We start from the raw sequence: 20625 nt of genomic DNA, 5'->3' as shown, positions 1-20625 counted from the left end.
ACGTAGCCGCTATGTGACGTAGCCCTTGTCACACTTTTTGCGCATGTTTATTGCGTTTTGCGTACCAGTTTCCTGTTTTATCGGTGATTTGCAGCAATACATGCAAATGTCCGGAAAGCTGTTCACAGGATGAATTTTTGCCGCTCTGTTTCTATTTCACTTCGCGCTATACCTGCCGGGAAACGTATCGTTCAGCGGAGATAGCATGGGATTATGGAAATGCATAGGGCTGGTTTTACTGGTGTGGCATTTACCTGCGTGGGCGGTATGCCCCGTCTGGTCGCCTGCCAGGGCAAACGAGGAAATTTCACGACTACAGCAGCAGATTACACAGTGGAATGACAGTTACTGGAAACAAGGGGAAAGTGCCGTAGACGACGGCGTTTATGACCAGCTCAATGCGCAACTAATTCAATGGCAGCGCTGTTTTGGCGATGAAGTCCCACCAGATCTGTCTGTGCCCCCAATAAGTGGCACCGTCTCGCATCCAGTTCCCCACACGGGCGTTCGAAAACTTGCTGATAAGCAAGCGCTACAGCAATGGATGCTCGCTCGCAGCGATCTCTGGGTGCAACCGAAGGTGGATGGCGTGGCGGTGACGTTAGTCTATCGCAATGGCAATCTGGTACGGGCGATTAGCCGTGGTAATGGCCTGAAAGGCGAAGACTGGACGCAAAAGGTTCTGCAGATCCCTTCCGTACCACATTCCACCAAGGGGAAACTCGCTAACAGTACGTTGCAGGGTGAGATATTTTTGCAGCAAGAGGGGCATATTCAGAAGCAGAGAGGGGGAATGAACGCCCGCTCGAAGGTTGCTGGATTAATGATGCGCCAGGGCAATCCGGAAATGTTACGCTCGCTGGCAATTTTTATCTGGGCCTGGCCTGATGGTCCGGCGGTCATGCCTGAAAGACTGGAGCAGCTCACGGCTGCCGGGTTCAGTTACACGCAACGTTATACTCACGCCGTGAAGAATGCGGATGACGTCGAAAAGTTGCGCGCCAGGTGGTGGAGTTCAGCATTACCTTTTGTGACAGATGGTGTCGTGGTGCGAACGGCAAAAGAGCCACGGGCAAAGTATTGGCTACCCGGGCAGGGTGACTGGCTGGCGGCGTGGAAATATCCTCCCGTGACGAGGGTATCTGAGGTTACGGGTATTCAGTTCTCCGTTGGTAAAAGCGGGAAAATTGCGGTGGTTGCATTGCTGACTCCCGTCATGTTGGATGATAAACGCGTACAGCGCGTCAATATTGGCTCCGTCCGACGCTGGAATGAATGGGATATCGCGCCTGGCGATCAGATTCTGGTGAGCCTGGCCGGACAAGGGATACCCCGTATAGACGAGGTGGTCTGGCGCAGCACTCAGCGTACTAAGCCAATACCCCCCGAGGGGCGCTTCAATTCATTAACCTGTTTTTATGCTACAGCGGAGTGCCAGGAACAGTTTGTTGCCAGACTGGTCTGGCTGGGCGGCAAAGAGGTGCTGGGGCTGGAGGGGATCGGCGAGGCGGGATGGCGAGAGCTCAACCAGGTGTATCGCTTTGAACATATCTTTTCCTGGCTTGGGTTAACTCAGGAACAGTTAGAGTCTGCACTTGGTGTAATCAAAGGGGAGAAGCTGTGGCATCAGTTCAACCTGTCGCGCGATCTCCCGTTCACGCGCTGGGTGATTGCCATGGGAATACCGCTAACACAGGCAACGCTAAATGCCAGCCGGGATGGTTCGTGGCAGCAATTAAAAGAACGCGATGAACAAAGCTGGTGGCAGCTTCCTTTCATGGGTGAGCTGCGGGCACGGCAGGTTATTCAATGGCTGGAGGATCGAGAGGTCACTGCGCTGAGCAACTGGTTAGCTGCTCAGCGGATCGCGGGCTTTATGCCTTAATGGCCTTCGTGGCGATAGTAAAATACCGGCAGACCTAACTTCAGGCGCAGCGCCAGTAATCGGGCGGTAAAGCCGAAGAGCAGAGTAGAGATAACCACTACATCATGACTGGAGACATAATGCTGTAGCACGATGTACAACACAGCAGCGGCGAATGATACGCCAGCATACAGCTCTTTCTGGAACACTAACGGGATGCGTTTGCAGAACATGTCGCGTAATACGCCGCCGAAGACGCCGGTCGTGACCGCGGCGACCACGGCGATAATCGGTCCATGACCCATATCCAGTGCCACCTGAGCACCGATAATAGAAAAGACCACCAGGCCCAGCGCATCAAGTACGAGGAATATTTTGCGCAGATAGGGCATGACGGGAGCAATAATGGTGGTGAGTACTGCAGCGGTCGCCACGATAATGACGTATTCAGGGTGCTTTACCCAGCCAAGAGGATAGTGGCCGAGAAGAATATCGCGTACCGATCCGCCGCCAATGGCCGTTGCGGTGGCAATGATAATGACGCCAAATGTATCCATACGACGACGCCCAGCAGCAAGCGCACCGGTCATGGCTTCGGCAGTAATACCAATTAAATATAAAACGTGTAACAGCATGTATTCCCCCTGATTTGCTGGGGGCTAAGGTTAACGATTTGTGCGCCTTGTCACGATTGAGATTTTCTAAGGTGAAGTGATTTTAATAACTACAGCTAATGCGAATTCGCCGAGAATGCGTGGTGATATGCGCTTTGTGTTATGAGCTTCAATAAAGAATGATGAGAAAATATAATTCGAATTGAACAAGGGAGTACCAAAGAGTCGGGAATAATACGTAGCCTCGCCATTTATTGGCGGGCTACGTAGAATGGTTGCTTACTCGATATTCTGAATCTGCTCGCGCATTTGCTCGATCAGTACCTTCAGTTCAATCGCGGAATTCGTCACTTCGGCATTGATAGACTTCGATGCCAGAGTGTTCGACTCACGGTTGAATTCCTGCATCATGAAGTCCAGACGACGGCCAACCGCCTCTTTTTTCTTCAGAATGTTGTAGGTTTCTTTGACGTGGGCTTCCAGGCGATCTAATTCTTCCGCCACATCGATACGTTGCGCCATCAGCACCAGCTCTTGCTCAAGGCGGTTATTTTCCAACTGCACCTGGGCGTCTTCCAGTTTGGCTACCAGACGCTCGCGCTGCCATTGCAGGATTTCCGGCATATGAGCACGCACTTTTGTGACTTCAGCACTGACGCCTTCCAGACGCTGCTCGATCAGCGCCTTCAGCGCCTGACCTTCGGTTTCACGCGCAACGATGAAGTCATCCAGCGTACCGTCAAGCGCGGCGAGGATTTCGGCGGCAATGGCGTCCAGATCCTGCTCCTGGGCAGCCATTACGCCTGGCCAGCGCAGGATATCAACCGGGTTGATTTCACCTTCATCGCTCTGCATTTTGACCCAGTTAGCAGCGCTAACGAGCTGTTTAGCGAGTTTTTCATTCAGAATCAGCTCGCCTTGCGCGCTGGCATCAGGCTCAAAACGCAGCGTACATTCGACTTTACCGCGCGTCAGACGAGTGCGAATACGTTCGCGAACAACGGGTTCGAGACTACGGAACTGCTCCGGCAGGCGAAAATAAGTTTCCAGATAACGCTGGTTTACCGAGCGCATTTCCCAGGTGGCGCTACCCCATTCACCCTTGATTTCACGCCGGGCGTAGGCGGTCATGCTGCGGATCATAGACGTTCCTGTTTTTAAAGATGAGATGGGAGGATTATAGCCATCCGCGTCTTGTCAGGATAGGAATAACAGTCGGAAGTCCGTATAATGCGCAGCTACATTCGTTTCAAGCCGGAGATTTTATCATGCGTCCAGCAGGTCGTAGTGCCAATCAGGTGCGTCCCGTCACCCTGACCCGTAATTATACAAAACACGCTGAAGGCTCCGTGCTGGTCGAATTTGGTGATACCAAAGTGCTGTGTACCGCCTCTATTGATGAAGGCGTACCGCGTTTTCTGAAAGGTCAGGGCCAGGGCTGGATCACCGCAGAATATGGCATGCTGCCACGCGCTACGCACACCCGTAACGCCCGTGAAGCGGCAAAAGGTAAGCAGGGCGGTCGTACCATGGAAATCCAGCGTCTGATCGCCCGCGCGCTGCGCGCAGCTGTTGACCTGAAAACGCTCGGCGAATTCACAATTACGCTGGACTGCGATGTTATTCAGGCCGATGGCGGTACGCGCACCGCATCAATTACCGGCGCATGCGTTGCGTTGGCTGATGCGCTGAACAAGCTGGTGGCGAGCGGTAAGCTGAAAACTAACCCGATGAAAGGGATGGTCGCCGCGGTTTCCGTGGGCATTGTGAACGGTGAAGCACTCTGTGACCTTGAGTACGTTGAAGACTCTGCTGCTGAAACCGACATGAACGTAGTGATGACTGAGGACGGTCGCATTATAGAGGTTCAGGGTACGGCGGAAGGCGAACCGTTCAGCCATGAAGAACTTCTCACCCTACTGGCATTGGCCCGAGGGGGAATCGAATCCATTGTAGCGACGCAGAAGGCGGCGTTAGAAAATTGATTTTAAAGGCGACTGATGAGTCGCCTTTTTTTTGTCTGTAATAAAGTGAGATGAGGAGCGAATCCATGAAACCGTATCAGCGCCAGTTTATTGAGTTTGCGCTTAGCAAGCAGGTACTAAAGTTTGGCGAATTTACGCTGAAATCCGGGCGCAAAAGCCCCTATTTCTTCAACGCCGGGCTGTTTAATACCGGGCGCGACCTGGCACTGTTAGGCCGTTTTTATGCCGAAGCGCTGGTGGATTCCGGTATTGAGTTCGATTTGCTGTTTGGCCCTGCCTACAAAGGTATTCCGATTGCGACCACAACGGCCGTTGCGCTGGCGGAACACCACGATAAAGATTTGCCGTACTGCTTTAACCGTAAAGAGGCGAAGACCCACGGTGAAGGCGGGAATCTGGTCGGTAGCGCACTAGAGGGACGCGTGATGCTGGTGGATGATGTTATCACCGCAGGTACGGCGATTCGTGAGTCGATGGAAATTATCCAGGCGAATGGCGCCACTCTGGCGGGGGTACTGATTTCTCTCGATCGTCAGGAACGCGGTCGCGGCGAGGTTTCCGCGATTCAGGAAGTGGAACGCGATTATGGCTGCAAGGTGATTTCTATCATTACCCTGAAAGATCTGATTGCGTATCTGGAAGAGAAACCAGAGATGGCGGAGCATCTGGTGGCAGTACGGGCCTATCGCGAAGCGTACGGAGTTTAAGAACTGCCGGATGGCGCTGCGCTTGTCCGGCCTACGTAACCCCGTAGGCCGGACAAGACGAAATCGCTACTGCAATTGAGCGGCAACCAACGGCCAGCGGGTGTCAAAATCATCCGTTGGGCGGTATTTAAATTCGCTACGCACAAACCGGGACAGCATACCTTCGCAGAAAGCCAGTAACTGGCTGGCCAGCAGCGTTTCATCCACGGTGTAGCCTTCACCTTCACGCATTCTTTTTTCTCGCAGAACCTGGCGCAACTGCGCTTCAATGCGCTCAAAAAGTTGGTTAATGCGACCTTGCAGACGGTCTTGCTCGAACATCAACGCGTGTCCGGTCAGAATTCGTGTCAGGCCTGGATTACGCTCACCAAACCCTAAAATCAGCAGAACGATCAGACGCAGACGCGCGTTGGTGTCTTTTTCATCTTTCAAAATCAGATTGATACGCGTAATCAGACTATCTTCGATAAACTCAATCAGGCTATCGAACATACGGGTCTTGCTGGGGAAATGGCGATACAATGCCGCTTCGGATACGCCAACTGAGGCTGCCAGCTTTGCTGTGGTGATGCGTTGGCTACCATCGCTGGACTCAAGCATCAGTGCCAGAGACTGAAGTATTTCTTCGCGACGATTCCTTTTCGCAGTTTGCTTTTCTACCATGTTACAAAATACCCCTGAAAATAAGCTCTTGCCAGGCAGGCATCCACACAGCGACCGCAAACTGTTGTTTGCGGTGTGTTATTGCGTTATTACGCTATGGGATGCTTTTCTGCGGGTTACTTGCGCCCGGAATGGCCGAAGCCACCTTCGCCACGATCGGTGGCTTCAAACTCTTCCACCAGATTAAATTCAGCCTGCACGACCGGTACAAATACCATCTGCGCGATACGTTCGCCCGGCTCAATAGTGAAGCTGTCCTGACCACGGTTCCAGACGGACACCATCAGTTGGCCCTGGTAGTCGGAATCAATCAAACCAACCAGATTGCCCAGCACGATACCGTGCTTATGGCCCAGCCCGGAGCGAGGGAGCATTACCGCTGCCAGAGAAGGATCGGCAATGTGGATAGCTAACCCGGTTGGCACCAGCGTTGTTGCGCCCGGCGCCAGCTCTACGGCGTCATCAAGACAAGCACGCAGGTCAAGTCCGGCAGAACCAGAAGTGGCGTACGTCGGGAGCGGAAATTGTTGCCCTACGCGCGGGTCCAGAATCTTAACGTCGATTTTTTTCATCATAACGGGTCACGATCTCGTCGAGTAATAATTGGCCCAGGAGTTCTTTACGCTCAAGCGGTAAGACTTTGTCTCCATCCTGCCAAAAAAGGTGTAATGCGTTGCTATCGCTGTTAAACCCTTGAGTTGACAGCGAAACGTCGTTCGCACAGATCACATCAAGGTTTTTGCGGATGCGTTTTTGCCGGGCATATTCTTCCACATTATTTGTTTCGGCGGCAAACCCAACGACAAAAGGACGGTTAACATCCAGTGCGGCAACACCGGCGATAATGTCCGGATTTTTGACCATTTTTACTGTTAATTCATCGCCCTGCGTCGCTTGTTTTTTTATTTTTTCGTGGGCGACAGTTTCAGCGCGATAATCAGCGACTGCAGCGCAGCCGATAAAAATATGCTGTTGTTGCACCGTAGACTGCACAGCGGCTTCCATTTCCAGCGCGGTCATCACATCAACCCGTTGAACAAATGGTGGTGTGGATAACGAAACCGGACCCGATACCAGTGTGACGTTTGCCCCGCGCTTTGCGGCAGCGGCCGCGATCGCAAACCCCATCTTCCCGGAACTGTGGTTGGAAATATAACGCACGGGATCAAGCGGTTCACGCGTCGGACCCGCCGTAATCATGATGTTGAGATGTTGCAGATCGTTGACAGGTGAAAAATGTTCTGCCGCCATATCCACAATCGTTAACGGATCCAGCATACGTCCAGGGCCGATATCACCACATGCCTGACTACCGCTGTCAGGACCCCAAATGAGCAAACCGCGTGAGGCAAGAATACCCAGATTGTGCTGGGTCGCGGCAGCGCGGTACATCTGCTGGTTCATGGCTGGCAGTACAGCAACAGGAGCAGGCGTTGCCAGACAAATCGTTGACACCAGGTCGTTGGCCATACCTGCGGCGACACGAGCAATCAGGTCTGCTGTAGCGGGTGCCAGGATGACCAAATCGGCCCATTTTCCCAGCTCAATGTGGCCCATCGCGGCTTCGGCTGCGGGGTCAAGCAGGCTGTCGGAAACGGGATAACCTGAAACCGCCTGTAAACTCAGGGGAGTAATAAATGCTTTTGCCGCTTCGGTCATCGCCACGCGGACGTCAGCGCCGCGTTCCCGTAAACGACGCACCAACTCAGGGGTCTTGTACGCAGCAATACCGCCACTGACGCCAAGTACGATTTTTTTACCGGCCAGGCTCATCATGATCTTTCCTGTTGGGTTTCACCAGAAGGCGGATATTTTATCACAATCCGCAATTTGTCGTGCTTTTGACCGTGCTCCACTTTGCGAGGCGCTACGAAGAAGTGAAAACAACGCGTCGAATCACCGTCGGTGTTATGCCACTATGCGGACGCGAGAGGAGGGAGAAGCATGGAAAATACAGGAAGTATGATGCCCCGGGAAAAGCTATTGGCGCAGGGGGCCAGTTCTCTGACCGATGTTGAGCTTTTGGCTCTTTTTTTACGTACCGGCATGCAGGGTAAAGATGTGCTTACGCTGGCGAAAGAGATGCTTCAGCATTTTGAGTCGCTGTATGGCCTGTTGTCTGCTGATTACATGGATTTTAGCTATGTTCAGGGAATCGGTATCGCGAAGTACGCGCAGTTGAAGGGGATTGCGGAGCTGGCAAGACGCTACTACAACGTGCGAGTGATAGAGGAGCGTGCTCTACTTAGTCCGGAAATGGCGCGTGAATTTCTGCAAAGTCAGCTTTCGCAAGAGGAACGCGAGATCTTTCTGGTGATCTTTATGGATTCTCAACATCGCGTGATTAAACACAGCAAACTTTTTTCCGGTACGCTTAGCCATGTCGAGGTGCATCCGAGAGAAATTGTCCGTGAAGCGATAAAAATGAATGCTTCTGCGGTGATCCTTGCGCATAATCACCCTTCGGGGTGTGCAGAGCCGAGTAAAGCAGATAAACTCATCACCGAGCGTGTTGTGAAATGCTGTCAGTTCATGGATATCCGGGTGCTTGATCATCTGGTCATTGGGCGCGGAGAGTACGTTTCTTTTGCGGAACGCGGTTGGATTTAACGCACTTTACGCGATCCATCGGGATCTTTGTCTGTTCGGGACTTGAGCACATCGCTGACTCAGCGTATACTACGCCACCTTTGAGAATCTCGGGTTTGGCATTTGGGCCTGGCAATCGAGAGTTCGCAAATACGCAAAATCATTCTTGTTGCGTCCAATGACGAGGCAACATTGAAAGATTAAGTGTATTGAACTGCGATAACCGGGCTGAGAAGCCTGACGAGGCGCCAATACCCCATACGAAGCTCGAGCTAATTTGATTTTTGGAGAATAGACATGTCCCGAGTCTGCCAAGTTACTGGCAAGCGTCCGGTGACCGGTAACAACCGTTCCCACGCACTGAACGCGACTAAACGCCGTTTCCTGCCTAACCTGCACTCTCACCGTTTTTGGGTTGAGAGCGAGAAGCGTTTTGTCACCCTGCGTGTATCTGCTAAAGGTATGCGTGTTATTGATAAGAAAGGCATCGAAACAGTTCTGTCTGAACTGCGTGCCCGTGGCGAAAAGTACTAAGTACTAAGAGGAAATAAATCATGGCTAAAGGTATTCGTGAGAAAATCAAGCTGGTTTCTTCTGCTGGTACTGGTCACTTCTATACCACTACGAAGAACAAACGTACTAAGCCGGAAAAACTGGAACTGAAAAAGTTCGATCCAGTTGTTCGTCAGCACGTTTTATACAAAGAAGCGAAAATCAAATAATTTTCGTTTTGATGTAAAGAAAAACCCTGCCTCGGCGGGGTTTTTTGTTTTCTGGCCGTCCCCATATTAATGAGACCTGACATACCGCCGGAGATACTATGCCTGAATTACCTGAAGTCGAAACCAGCCGCCGTGGTATTGAGCCGCATCTGGTGGGGGCAACGATTATGCACGCGACGGTGCGTAACGGTCGTTTGCGTTGGCCAGTATCTGAGGAAATCTATCGTCTGAGTGATCAACCTGTCCTCAGCGTACAGCGGCGCGCGAAATACCTGCTGCTAGAACTGGCGGATGGCTGGATAATCATTCATCTGGGGATGTCGGGTAGCTTGCGTATCCTTCCTGAAGAGCTTCCGGCAGACAAGCACGACCACGTTGACTTAGTGATGAGCAACGGCAAAGTTCTGCGTTATACCGATCCCCGCCGCTTTGGCGCTTGGCTGTGGACTAAAGAACTGGATGGACATAATGTCCTCGCTCATCTTGGCCCTGAGCCGCTGAGCGATGATTTCAACGCCAATTATCTACAGCAGAAATGTGCGAAGAAGAAAACGGCGATTAAACCCTGGCTGATGGATAACAAACTGGTGGTGGGTGTGGGTAATATCTACGCCAGCGAGTCGCTATTTGCGGCTGGGATTCATCCTGACCGTCTTGCGTCATCACTGTCGAAAGATGAGTGTGAATTGCTGGTACGCGTTATCAAGGCGGTGTTGCTGCGTTCTATCGAGCAGGGTGGGACGACGCTGAAGGACTTTCTGCAAAGTGACGGTAAGCCTGGCTATTTTGCCCAGGAGCTGCAGGTCTATGGGAGAGAAGGTGAACCGTGTCGTGCATGCGGCGCACCGATTGTTGCGAAAAAACACGCCCAGCGTACAACGTTCTATTGCCGTCGCTGTCAGAAATAGTGTCATTGCTGGCCGGATGCTGCATCCGGCCTGGTGCATTACTTCAGTTTACTCATTAACGCCTGATGGACGTTTTCCGGCAAAAAGTGCGTCACGTCACCCTGGTGGCGGGCAACTTCTTTCACCAGTGACGATGAGATAAATGACCACTCTTTAGATGGCATCAGAAAAACGCTTTCCAGCTGTGGCATGAGGTGGCGGTTCATATGAGCCAGCTGCATTTCATACTCAAAATCGGCTACCGCGCGCAGGCCACGGATCAGAATGTTCGCCTGATTATCACGGGCAAAGTTTGCCATCAGATCGCTGAATCCCAGCACTTCCACATTGCCAAGATGCGCCGTTGCCTGTTGTGCCAGCTCAACGCGCTCTTCCAGAGTAAACATCGGCTTTTTACTGGGGCTTGCGGCAATCGCCAGAATCACGTGATCAAACATGCTTGTCGCACGCGTCACGATATCGAGGTGGCCGTTAGTAATAGGATCAAAGGTTCCTGGATAAATCGCCCGTTTTTGCATGACTTGCCTCAATGCGTTTTGGGTGGCAGGTAAGGTTCCAGCAGTTGCAGCAGACGCTGTAGCGCGCCCTGATTTTGATACAGAACTTCAACTGCGTGACGGCCATAAAAATTACGATAATCTGCATCGGTCAGTAAGGAAGAGACCTCTTTCACCAGCGTAGTTGCGTCGGTGACGGTGATCAATCCGCTTGCCTGTTCGAGACGGGCGCAAATATCTTTAAAATTAAACGTATGTGGTCCCATCAACACCGGAATAGCATGCGCTGCCGCTTCCAGCGGGTTGTGTCCACCACGTTCAACCAGTGAACCGCCGACAAAAGCAAGGTCGGCAATGCCATACAGCAACATCAGCTCACCCATGGTATCGCCGATCACAACCTGAGTACCTGATGACGGAACTTCACCCGAAGAACGAGTGGTATAGCTTAGTCCAGCCTGGCGTACGAGGTTAATGGCATCCGGGAACCGTTCTGGATGTCTGGGAACCAGAATCAATAAAAGATTCGGGAACTGATTTAATAACGCCTGATGAGCGGCAATGATGATGCTTTCTTCACCGTCGTGGGTGCTGGTTGCAATCCATACCGGGCGGTGAGGCGCCCATTGACGACGTAATGTCACCGCTTTTGCGGCCAGTTGCGGTGTGACGGATATATCAAACTTCAGGCTGCCAGTAACGGTGACTTGATTGCTTCTGGCGCCAAGCGTAATAAAACGTGCGCCATCTTCTTCGTTTTGTGCGGCAATCAACGTAATTCGACGCAGTAGTCTGCCAACAAATTTACCTAATTTCGCATAACCAGCGGCTGAACGAGCAGAAAGACGTGCGTTGGCAATGACCAGAGGAATGTGGCGCTTATGGAGTGCCGCGATCAGATTTGGCCACAGCTCGGTTTCCATAATTAACACCAGTTTGGGGTCAACTTTATTCAGAAAACGGTTCAGGGCATCCGGTAAATCGTATGGTAAATAAATGTGCTGAACGTCAGTGCCAAAAGCAGATTGTACGCGCTCGGAACCGGTTGGCGTCATGGTGGTTACCGTGATCGGCAAGTCGGGATAACGATGTCGCAGAGCGCGAACTAATGGGATTGCAGCCAGCGTTTCGCCCACAGAAACCGAATGAAGCATGATGCCGCCAGGTTTTAGCGGGCGGCGATAAAAGCCGTAGCGTTCGCCCCAGCGTTTACGGTAGGCCGGAGCCTTACGTCCGCGCACCCAAAGCCGTATCCAGATCAAAGGCTGAATAAGGTAGAAAAGGGCGGTGTAAAGCAATTCGAGCATAATGGTAGCTGACTTATGAATGTGCTGGGGATTCTATGTATTTAACTATGGCTTTACCATCATTTTTATCCAGGTTGTATCAAAACGATGGAATTGATGAGGGACCGATTTCGCTGATGGCTATTTCAAAAATGCACATGGCCGCATTTATATGTCTTAACCTCTTGTGCGGTGTACGTTTTCTGATGAACTGGTTTCTTTTTTTATCTATATGTTTTTCATGGCTTATTTTGTATTTTGTTCAAAAAATATTCATTTCGGAATGCGTGATAATAAATGATATACTACTGCGCAATTTCAGGTAGCTAGCGGGCAGAAACGTTTCGAAAGCTCAGAAAGTCATCTTTGGATGCTTTAGGCAAGGATTACACGATTCTGATGCTTCAAACCTGACATGCCTGGCGACGCGATGCGGATATTAATGCATGAATATTGCTTTTTGTTTGTACAAGTATTTTCCCTATGGTGGGTTACAACGTGATTTCTTGCGGGTAGCGCTGACGGTTGCTTCTCGTGGCCATCATGTTCAGGTATTTACCCAGTCATGGCAGGGCGAGCGTCCGAAAGGGCTGGAGATTATACTCGTCCCCGTCACATCCAGAACGAATCATGGGAAAAACGAGCAATATTATCAGTGGGTTCAGAATTATTTAACTCAACATCCCGTCGATCGTGTCGTTGGTTTTAATAAAATGCCTGGGTTGGATGTGTATTACGCTGCGGACGTTTGCTATGCAGAAAAGGTCGCCCGCGAGAAAGGCTTTTTCTACAAATTGACTCGCAGGTACCGACACTATTCTGCATTTGAAAAAGCCGTATTTCAGCAGGGTGCCGGCACTACGCTTTTGATGTTAACCGATAAGCAAATTGGTGACTTCAAACATCATTACCAAACTGAGAGCCAGCATTTTTGTATCCTGCCACCAGGAATTTATCCTGACCGAAAGTACAGCCAACAACCTGAAAACAGCCGGCAGGTTGTCAGAGAAAAAAACGGTATTGGTCTCGATCAGTACTTACTCTTACAGGTAGGTTCCGATTTCAAACGCAAAGGTGTGCCAAGAACATTACAGGCGTTGGCTTCTTTGCCTGATGTCATCCGCCACCGCACGCGATTGATGGTTGTTGGTCAGGATAAGGCCGATCGCTATCGCGCTCAGGCTCGTCAATTGGGGGTTGAAGAACAAGTGCAGTTCTTCTCGGGGCGAGACGATGTCGCAGAATTGATGTCTGCTGCTGATTTATTACTTCACCCCGCTGTACAGGAAGCTGCCGGTATTGTCTTACTAGAAGCTGTAGTTGCCGGGCTACCGGTATTAACTACCGAAGTTTGCGGCTATGCGGGTTATATCAACGCCGCACAATGTGGGGTGGTGATTCCTGAACCTTTTGAGCAGGAAAATCTGAATACAGCACTTTTCGATGCGCTGCAAAATAATGAGCAGAGAAGTCGTTGGGCCGGGAACGCGCGGCATTTTGCTGATACAGAAGATCTCTACAGCCTGGCAGATAAAGCTGCAGATATCATTTTAGGTCCTAAGAATGATTGAATTAAAAGAACCATTTGCCACGCAGTGGCAAGGAAAAGACCCGTTTACTGAAGTCACTAAGCTGGATGGTGAGGTTTTTCGCGCTCTGGAAACACGGCGTACCCTACGTTTTGAGATGATGGGAAAGGGTTATTTTCTTAAATATCATCATGGAACCACGCTTAAAGAAGTGGTGAAGAACCTTATATCTCTGCGTATGCCTGTACTGGGTGCCGACCGTGAGTGGCTGGCGATTCACCGCTTAAAAGAACTGAATGTTGATACTATGACAGGGGTTGCATTTGGTCAAAAAGGTCTGAATCCGTTAGAGCGAACCTCGTTTATCATCACTGAGGACCTTTCTCCCGCCATCAGCCTTGAAGATTTTTGTGCCGGGTGGGGAGTTGAGCGTCCTGATTTTGTATTAAAACGGACCATTATTACCCGTGTGGCAGAAATGGTGGGTAAAATGCATCGGGGTGGAGTAAATCATCGGGATTGCTATATTTGCCATTTTTTACTCCAACAACCGATGCCAGAAAATATTGCGGATATCAAACTTTCCGTAATCGATCTGCATCGTGCACAAATTCGTCAACATGTACCGCGCCGCTGGCGAGACAAGGACTTGATCGGACTCTATTTCTCTTCACTTGAGATCGGTCTGACGTCCAGAGATATCTACCGTTTTTTACGTGTCTATTTTTCGATGCCACTACGTGAAATCTTTCGTCAGGAAGTCAGGTTGTTTGAACAGGCTGTCACAAAAGCGCAAAAAATAAGACGAAGAACAATAAGAAAAGCGCTATAAATCACATATAAAGTTTGAGGCCATTTTATTATGAACATTGATTTCCAGAAGCTAGTTATTCAAAAACACGTCATAGACAGCTCTACGCATGAGAAGAGTAAAAAACTAAGTGTTGCGTATGGTGTCGACCGTAATTTTTTATTTGGTTCTGGCATTTCAATGACCTCAGTATTAGTGAATAACCCTGATATTGATATTCACTTTTATATAGCAACAGACTATATAGATGACGATTATCTGGAGAGTGTAAAACGCCTGACCCAAATGTATAGTACGACTGTGACGGTTCTTGTGTTCGATAACGCGGTATTTCGTGAACTACCGAGTACGAAATCATGGACTTATGCGATGTACTATCGTTATCTTGCATTTGAATATTTAAGTACGGAGCTAAGCTCTGTACTGTATCTTGATGCCGATGTTATCTGTAAAGGTTCATTGCAAGAGCTTACGGAGATTAATTTCTGTGGGGAATATGCGGCTGTCATCAATGATATCGATGATGTGCGTATTAAATCCGGCAACAGGCTCGGCATTCCTGAACTGAGTAACGGTTACTTTAACTCTGGCGTGGTATTTGCCAATCTCGAAGTGTGGCGTGAACAGCAGTTGTTGACTAAAGCATTTTCCATTTTAGACAAACGTCAAAAAGAGCTTCTTTATTTTGATCAGGATGTGCTGAACATCTTGTTTGTCGGTAATGTTATTTTCCTGAGAAGAGATTTTAACTGTATTTATGGTGTTGATCAGGAATTGAAAAATAAGAATGATAAACTATATCAGAATTTCATCACCGATAATACGGTATTAATACACTATGTCGGTGTTACTAAGCCATGGCATTCATGGGCCAAATACCCGGTAGCCAAGTTTTTTATAGATGCCTATAAAAAATCAGCATGGGCGGAAAAATCTTTATTAAATGCAAATACGGCAAAACTATATAAACGCAAGTCACGGCATGAAAGGGCACAACGTAAATATATCCGTTCGGTGCTTAGTCATGTAATGTATATAAAAAATAAACTACATAACGTACGGTCACACTAGTTAGTTGTGCATATAATTGTCAGATAGCATATTGAAAAGGTGTAGTACATGAATTTTGATTGTCATCAGTCTATCAAGGATACCATTGAGTTCTTTGGTGCTCCAAAAGAACAAAAACCACAGCTCAATATCGCCTGGGGGGTTGATCAGAACTTTATGTTTGGCGCGGCGGTTTCGATGTCGTCCGTTTTACTACATAATCAAGATATCAATATTCATTTTCATCTTTTTACTGATTATATTGACTCAGACTATCAGCAAAAATTAGAAATATTAGCAAAGCAGTATTCAACGAATATAACTGTTTATGTGATGAATGCTGAAGGATTAAAGGTTTTGCCATGCGGGAATGCGTGGTCTTATGCGACCTATTTTAGGTTTATTGCATTTGAGTATCTTAGTGAAAAAATTGATAATTTATTATATATAGATGCCGATGTGGTATGTAAAGGGTCGTTGATTGAATTAACAAAAATTCAGTTTGAGCATCATGTGGCTGCAGTTATTCAAGATATTGATGACAGTCGTTCATATGCTGCCACTCGACTTAACGTTCCGGAATTTGTTGAGCAATATTTTAATGCTGGTGTTATTTTTGCTAATTTAAAGAAGTGGAAGGAACAACAGTTTTTCGCTAAAGCATTTTCTATTCTGTTGGACAAAACCAAGAAATTTGCGTTTCTTGATCAGGATGTTTTGAATATTATGTTTTTAGGGAAAACCATTTTTCTACCTAGAATCTACGATGCAATATATGGCATTAAACAAGAGTTAAAGAGTAAAGACACTTCTCGATATAAAGAATACATCACCAATGACACTATTCTTATTCATTATGTTGGTGTAACTAAACCCTGGAATTCATGGGCTAACTATCCTTCAGCACAGTACTTTGTTGAAGCCTGGAAGGCTTCTCCGTGGGCGACAGTTCCACTGCTACCTGCCAGAACGCCAAAACAGTACAAAAAGAAGTCACGCCATGAAAGGTTACAAGGGAAGTATTTCGCCTCAGTAATCAGTTATATTGGTTATTTGCGTGAAAAATTAAAAAAATAATAAAAAACTCCCGTAAGGGAGTTTTTTATTAACGTAATTTAGTCTTAAGGTATTTCATATACCATTTGAGAGAGGCATAGTAATTTCCCTTTTGGGCTTCCTGACGTGAGTAAACACGATAATCAGTAGGCCTCATACGTGGAGCATAAGACCGTAGTTCAGTATTTCGCCATGGCGTGAAATGATGGTAGAAAAGATAAAGTTGCTGTGAAAGCCCAGTGTGTTCTTTATACCAGGGTTTCCTTCCACCGGTGAAATGGATAATACGTGGTAGAGTATCTTTTTGAAAAAAGAAGGTCTCTTTCTGTTGTTCAGTAAACCAGTTAAATAAAAAATTCCATTTGTTATCAATAAATTTAACATTGCCATTAATAGCAATGTTCAGAGCATCTTGATCCGGATAAGGGAGATTTTTGACCCGATCGAACAATATTTGGTTGGCTTTTATTTCAATATTATGTTCAGTCCATTTTTTGATATTAATATACATAAATCCGGAGTTGAAATAAAAATCTGTCGTTAAATTTAATCGTTTCGCATTTTTGTTGCTACTATTATCAAGCGAATCATGACTGACGGCACAAATAACTTCACTAATGTCGATGTTATTAATTTCATGAATGCTGTCGAAGCACAGTGTGTCTGCATCTAAATAGATAAAAGACTCTACCTTATCCCTAAGCAGTCGTGGGACCGCTAATCGCATATAGATTGAACGGTTCAGGTGTTTGATTGCAAAGTCATTGTTATACTTTTCAATCTCTTCCTTATCGATATTGATAACCTGAATTTTATCACTGGTAGAACGCAGTTTATTGATTTCTTCATCTGTAACGTCATAGACAAAGACGAAGAATGACAGATCTTGCCCCGGGTTGTTCATTATGACAGACATAATGGACACTGCTACATATTCCAGATAATTGGCATCTGTACAGTAAGCAATGTTAATAACGTTTTTTTTGCTGTCCATTTATGCTTTCTCATTACCTTTTATATTGTCACTATCATGAAGTACCTTATCGATAGCGTCAATCACAGCTTGCTCCGGTATCCATGTTAGATATTTTTTAGATCTGTCGAGTTTATCTCGAGAAGGCATTGGATGATAATCGCCAGCCCAAATCAATAAAGCTTTATCTGACCATGGCTTCCACTGTTGATAATTGGTGGCGCCAAACAGGCAGACCTGCGGTGTCTTTAGCGCCGCTGCCATATGCATAGGAGCAGAATCGACGCCAATGTACAGAACTGCATGATCGATCAATGCAGCCAACTGCAAAAAGGTGGTTTTACCTGCCAGCGTCAGATCAGGGGTGGATTGACACAGTTCAGCAATGCGCTGAACCTGCTGCTGCTCACTTAGCGCTGGCCCACAGGTAAGATAAACATGCAGACCACACCGATGAAGGTGGTCTATAACATGCGCGAATTTTTCATCGTCCCAGCATTTAAACTCTTGTCTGGCAGTGGGTTGAATAACGACATATTTTTGTGAAGGCAATTCCGGGAGTAGGGTAACTAAATGTTGATAGTCGTCAGGGCGATAACAAAGAGACATCTCTTTCTTCAGTTCTGTTTCGCTAAACCCGATACCTTTTAGAATAGATAAATTTTGTTCAACAATATGTTTTCCAATGGATGGCGTTACTCGCGTAAAAAGTCGGTTCCACTGATCTTTTTCGCGCTCAAAAGCAATTGAAGGGCAACGCAAAGACGCTATAAGAGCGCCGATCGGCCATTGTTCGGTGAGGTTAACGATCAGGTCGTAGTGATTTTTCTTCAGTTGTTTACGTACTGAAAGGTAATTTTTCACTGTTGACAGCAGGCCTTGCTTTTTCTCAATCAGATAAAAATTATTGATATCTTTATGGGCAGCTAAGATTGCTTTGGTATCTTTATAGAGCAACAGATCGATCTTAGCTTGTGGATAACGTGCCCGAATGCTGGCAATGACAGGCGTAGTTAGCAGAACATCCCCATAAAACTTGAGCTTGCAAATAAGAATCCGGTCAACTTTTTCAAACATGTTAAAATCCCTTTCGCAAGAATAAGCTTTTGCAAGCAGATATTATCTTATATCTTGTTTCAGAAATAGAACGATCGATATGGGGATATTTCATCTTCAGAATTATTTTCTTCTTAACGATTTTCGTATCGCAGCATGCAAGTGCATTCTGAATGTCATTTAGCATACTCTCGCTATAGCGATAATAGCCTTTTTTCTTGCGTAAAAGTTTACGTCCTTCGAGAAAGCAATTGATAATCATAAATGTCGCAACAGTACGCTTGGACCTATTTTCATTAATATAGTTATACATTTTTCGCATAGCAAAGAAGATGCTGTCAGCGTCACTATCAATAATGTTCTCGGTAATACTTTTATCGTTTACTCGGTAGTAATATAACTTATTCTCGATTTTTAGAATCTTATGGCATTTAAAATACTGGAATGGGCAAAAAATCATGTCTTCGTAGCGGCGATGTTCCTCGAACTTATCGCTACCAATGATATTGCGGTGAAAGATTTTTGTCATCAGATGCCATTGCCCTGCCTTGAATGTTGGTAATAGAGGGGCGTAATTGTCATCTGATAAGATTATTTCGCGCTGGGTAATGTTGTTTTCCATTTTCGGCGCGTTCTTATACAAATTGTTTATATCTCGAGTTAAGTTAAATTCGATGATGTCATATTTTTCGTCTCTTAACTTAGGCAAGAGAATTGTAAAATAATTCTGGCAGACAATATCATCACTGTCTACAAAACCAATATACTTCCCTGTCGCATGAGCAAGACCAACATTACGGGTGATTGCAACACCCTGATTTTTTTGACTTATATATTTAACATTATGACAATCTTTTTCACGGTAAAACGCATTTATACGCTCTTCGGTTAAATCCGTAGAGCCATCATTAACAATTATTATCTCCACATCATCAGTGATGCTCTGATGTATAGACGCCAACGTCGCTGTGATGAGTTCAGCGTTGTTGTATGTAGGTATAATAATGCTCAGTAAATAACCGGAAGCGTTAACCATGGCATCGTTCTCTTGTTGGACTCGAGCTCAGTACTGCTGCTACACATAACGCCAGCACGCTGCTCAGGGCTTCACCTTTGGCATATAATAATAAATCACTCAAGCCATAGACTGCGATAGCGCCTGAGACGACGAACAACAGAGGACTACGTTGCCAGTAAGCTATTAAAAACATGGCAGTATAGAGCAAGAGTAGCACAACAACACCAGGGATGCCTTTTAGTGAGAAGGTATCAACTATTTCGTTATGCAGGTGGACGTTAATGAACTCAAGTGCCCCTTGCAGCGAGGTGTCCTGCACCGCAAGTCGCTGAATTTCTGCTCCGCGTTGTTCGAGTGACTGTCCCCAGTGGTGCACTTTCCCGGCTTCAATACCTGCCCGTTGCATCGCCAGTCTCGCGCCGATAGAAGTATTACTATTGTTTTGATTATAAGAGTGCAGATCAACCAGGAAGTTCTGATAGCGGCTTTCAATGATTGGTTTTAAGGGGATTGCAGCAGCCCCCACCAGTATTACAAAACCCAGCAGTGCCCTTAATAGCATAGTGCGGTTGTGACGATAGTACATCAGGAATAGGCCGACACTCAGGATCGGGTATACCAAAATAGCAGCTCGAGTTTGCGTTGTGATGATGACTGCCAGCGATATCAAAAAATGTAACAGATAGAGTGCAACGGTGTGTTTTAGACGCAGATTAATAATGGCCTGAGAGGCTAATAATGCAATTAGCGTCAGAGCGTAGGCTGTGCCGGTTTGGTGTTCAAAGCCCAGCGCAACACGGTAGGTCATAATATCTGGTGCCCCGGCGACCTCGTAGCCTGCGAAAAGATACAGGCCTATTGCTGTAAGAATCGTCCAGATACTGGTGATGCGAGTTTTGTTGGCACATGGCTCTCGCGATGCCAAAGCGGTCATAACCAGTGCGGCAAAAATCATCACTTTGCCACCGTTCTGGTATGACCTATAGGCTCCGGTAAAAGCAGATCCTGGCTGTTTAAATATTTCTACCCAAATAATCTGGAGTAAACCGAAGAGCAACAACATAACAGGTAAAACCAGGTTTTGTTTGTTACTGCACACATGTTTTATATTTTTTCCTATAAGCGGTAGAGATAGCGCCGTGGAGAAAATAAATACCTTCATCGCTTCATCTGGATTGACCAACACCATCGCAAGCGTTGCCAGGATCCCAGCGTAAAATAAGAAGTATATAAAATCGAATGGATTATTTTTTATACTATAAATAAAGCGAGAAAACATGTGTTGGCGAAGCATGGT

At 47.2% G+C, this 20625-nt stretch carries 22 protein-coding genes; 11 read left to right on the top strand and 11 right to left on the bottom strand.

Annotated elements, in window-relative coordinates; all coding sequences use genetic code 11:
* The first annotated feature begins 205 nt into the window (after positions 1–205).
* Entirely contained in the window at positions 206–1885 is a 1680-nt protein-coding gene (gene ligB / locus OGX96_RS06675; protein ID WP_198803013.1) for an NAD-dependent DNA ligase LigB, read from the top strand.
* Here ligB and OGX96_RS06670 read toward each other — a convergent pair.
* Both OGX96_RS06670 and OGX96_RS06665 read right to left on the bottom strand, forming a co-directional pair.
* Positions 1882–2499 carry a trimeric intracellular cation channel family protein gene (locus OGX96_RS06670; RefSeq protein WP_003024049.1) on the bottom strand — a complete coding sequence of 206 codons (618 nt, stop codon included), beginning with the start codon at positions 2497–2499 and terminating at the stop codon, positions 1882–1884. The two genes, ligB and OGX96_RS06670, sit on opposite strands and share 4 nt — an antisense overlap.
* A 258-nt stretch (positions 2500–2757) precedes the next feature.
* Positions 2758–3621, bottom strand: coding sequence for a YicC/YloC family endoribonuclease (locus OGX96_RS06665; RefSeq protein WP_003024052.1), 864 nt, complete (start codon positions 3619–3621; stop codon positions 2758–2760).
* A gap of 125 nt (positions 3622–3746) precedes the next feature.
* Between OGX96_RS06665 and rph the strand changes: the two genes are divergently transcribed.
* Together rph and pyrE are read left to right on the top strand one after the other, a co-directional pair.
* The gene (rph, locus tag OGX96_RS06660; RefSeq protein ID WP_003024054.1) at positions 3747–4463 is read left to right on the top strand and encodes a ribonuclease PH; all 717 of its coding nucleotides are present in this window, start codon (positions 3747–3749) and stop codon (positions 4461–4463) included.
* Between the two features lie 65 nt (positions 4464–4528).
* Entirely contained in the window at positions 4529–5170 is a 642-nt protein-coding gene (pyrE, locus tag OGX96_RS06655; RefSeq protein ID WP_071444574.1) for an orotate phosphoribosyltransferase, read from the top strand.
* Positions 5171–5236: 66 nt separating this feature from the next.
* Here the strand turns inward: pyrE and slmA are convergent, their stop codons facing one another.
* From slmA to coaBC, 3 genes are all read right to left on the bottom strand, one after another.
* The gene (slmA, locus tag OGX96_RS06650; protein WP_003827257.1) at positions 5237–5833 is read right to left on the bottom strand and encodes a nucleoid occlusion factor SlmA; all 597 of its coding nucleotides are present in this window, start codon (positions 5831–5833) and stop codon (positions 5237–5239) included.
* Between the two features lie 116 nt (positions 5834–5949).
* Positions 5950–6408 (bottom strand): dUTP diphosphatase, encoded by a 459-nt coding sequence (dut, locus tag OGX96_RS06645; RefSeq protein ID WP_003827259.1) that lies wholly within the window; start codon positions 6406–6408, stop codon positions 5950–5952.
* A complete protein-coding gene (gene coaBC, locus OGX96_RS06640) occupies positions 6386–7606 on the bottom strand; it encodes a bifunctional phosphopantothenoylcysteine decarboxylase/phosphopantothenate--cysteine ligase CoaBC (RefSeq protein ID WP_108912454.1) in 1221 nt (406 codons plus the stop codon). The genes dut and coaBC overlap by 23 nt, the downstream gene beginning before the upstream one ends.
* Before the next feature lie 171 nt (positions 7607–7777).
* Between coaBC and radC the strand changes: the two genes are divergently transcribed.
* The 4 genes from radC to mutM all read left to right on the top strand — a co-directional run bounded on the left by radC (position 7778) and on the right by mutM (position 10052).
* Positions 7778–8443 carry a RadC family protein gene (gene radC / locus OGX96_RS06635; RefSeq protein WP_032945377.1) on the top strand — a complete coding sequence of 222 codons (666 nt, stop codon included), beginning with the start codon at positions 7778–7780 and terminating at the stop codon, positions 8441–8443.
* Between the two features lie 276 nt (positions 8444–8719).
* Entirely contained in the window at positions 8720–8956 is a 237-nt protein-coding gene (rpmB, locus tag OGX96_RS06630) for a 50S ribosomal protein L28 (RefSeq protein ID WP_003024071.1), read from the top strand.
* A gap of 20 nt (positions 8957–8976) precedes the next feature.
* Positions 8977–9144, top strand: coding sequence for a 50S ribosomal protein L33 (gene rpmG / locus OGX96_RS06625; protein ID WP_003024094.1), 168 nt, complete (start codon positions 8977–8979; stop codon positions 9142–9144).
* Between the two features lie 98 nt (positions 9145–9242).
* Positions 9243–10052 (top strand): bifunctional DNA-formamidopyrimidine glycosylase/DNA-(apurinic or apyrimidinic site) lyase, encoded by an 810-nt coding sequence (mutM, locus tag OGX96_RS06620; RefSeq protein WP_198803015.1) that lies wholly within the window; start codon positions 9243–9245, stop codon positions 10050–10052.
* Positions 10053–10090: 38 nt separating this feature from the next.
* On the opposite strand, the gene coaD is transcribed toward mutM, so the two are convergent.
* Both coaD and waaA read right to left on the bottom strand, forming a co-directional pair.
* A complete protein-coding gene (gene coaD / locus OGX96_RS06615; RefSeq protein ID WP_003024099.1) occupies positions 10091–10570 on the bottom strand; it encodes a pantetheine-phosphate adenylyltransferase in 480 nt (159 codons plus the stop codon).
* Between the two features lie 8 nt (positions 10571–10578).
* The gene (gene waaA / locus OGX96_RS06610) at positions 10579–11856 is read right to left on the bottom strand and encodes a lipid IV(A) 3-deoxy-D-manno-octulosonic acid transferase (RefSeq protein WP_048237015.1); all 1278 of its coding nucleotides are present in this window, start codon (positions 11854–11856) and stop codon (positions 10579–10581) included.
* Between the two features lie 425 nt (positions 11857–12281).
* Between waaA and OGX96_RS06605 the strand changes: the two genes are divergently transcribed.
* From OGX96_RS06605 to OGX96_RS06590, 4 genes are read left to right on the top strand one after another with little or no spacing between them, the layout of a single operon-like run.
* A complete protein-coding gene (locus OGX96_RS06605) occupies positions 12282–13406 on the top strand; it encodes a glycosyltransferase family 4 protein (protein WP_198803017.1) in 1125 nt (374 codons plus the stop codon).
* Positions 13399–14196, top strand: coding sequence for a lipopolysaccharide core heptose(I) kinase RfaP (rfaP, locus tag OGX96_RS06600; protein WP_048215298.1), 798 nt, complete (start codon positions 13399–13401; stop codon positions 14194–14196). Before OGX96_RS06605 ends, rfaP begins: the two co-directional genes overlap by 8 nt.
* A gap of 30 nt (positions 14197–14226) precedes the next feature.
* Positions 14227–15246: a glycosyltransferase family 8 protein gene (locus OGX96_RS06595; protein ID WP_079934348.1), complete on the top strand. Its 1020-nt coding sequence runs from the start codon at positions 14227–14229 to the stop codon at positions 15244–15246.
* Positions 15247–15294: 48 nt separating this feature from the next.
* Positions 15295–16302 carry a glycosyltransferase family 8 protein gene (locus OGX96_RS06590; RefSeq protein ID WP_136391361.1) on the top strand — a complete coding sequence of 336 codons (1008 nt, stop codon included), beginning with the start codon at positions 15295–15297 and terminating at the stop codon, positions 16300–16302.
* A gap of 28 nt (positions 16303–16330) precedes the next feature.
* On the opposite strand, the gene OGX96_RS06585 is transcribed toward OGX96_RS06590, so the two are convergent.
* The 4 genes from OGX96_RS06585 to OGX96_RS06570 are packed head-to-tail and all read right to left on the bottom strand — an operon-like array spanning position 16331 to position 20622.
* A complete protein-coding gene (locus OGX96_RS06585) occupies positions 16331–17275 on the bottom strand; it encodes a glycosyltransferase family 8 protein (RefSeq protein ID WP_079934346.1) in 945 nt (314 codons plus the stop codon).
* The gene (rfaQ, locus tag OGX96_RS06580) at positions 17276–18331 is read right to left on the bottom strand and encodes a lipopolysaccharide core heptosyltransferase RfaQ (RefSeq protein ID WP_286582495.1); all 1056 of its coding nucleotides are present in this window, start codon (positions 18329–18331) and stop codon (positions 17276–17278) included. It abuts the gene before it with no gap.
* A gap of 1 nt (position 18332) precedes the next feature.
* Entirely contained in the window at positions 18333–19346 is a 1014-nt protein-coding gene (locus OGX96_RS06575; RefSeq protein ID WP_149607892.1) for a glycosyltransferase family 2 protein, read from the bottom strand.
* Positions 19339–20622, bottom strand: a complete 1284-nt coding sequence (locus tag OGX96_RS06570; protein ID WP_198803021.1) for an O-antigen ligase family protein — start codon at positions 20620–20622, stop codon at positions 19339–19341. Before OGX96_RS06570 ends, OGX96_RS06575 begins: the two co-directional genes overlap by 8 nt.
* Between the last annotated feature and the right edge of the window lie 3 nt (positions 20623–20625).

Source organism: Citrobacter sp. Cpo100 (assembly GCF_030332595.1).
GTDB classification, from domain to species: Bacteria; Pseudomonadota; Gammaproteobacteria; order Enterobacterales; family Enterobacteriaceae; genus Citrobacter; species Citrobacter portucalensis.
Note: the sequence above shows the minus strand (reverse complement) of the source record. Positions and strands in the feature narration are given on the sequence as shown.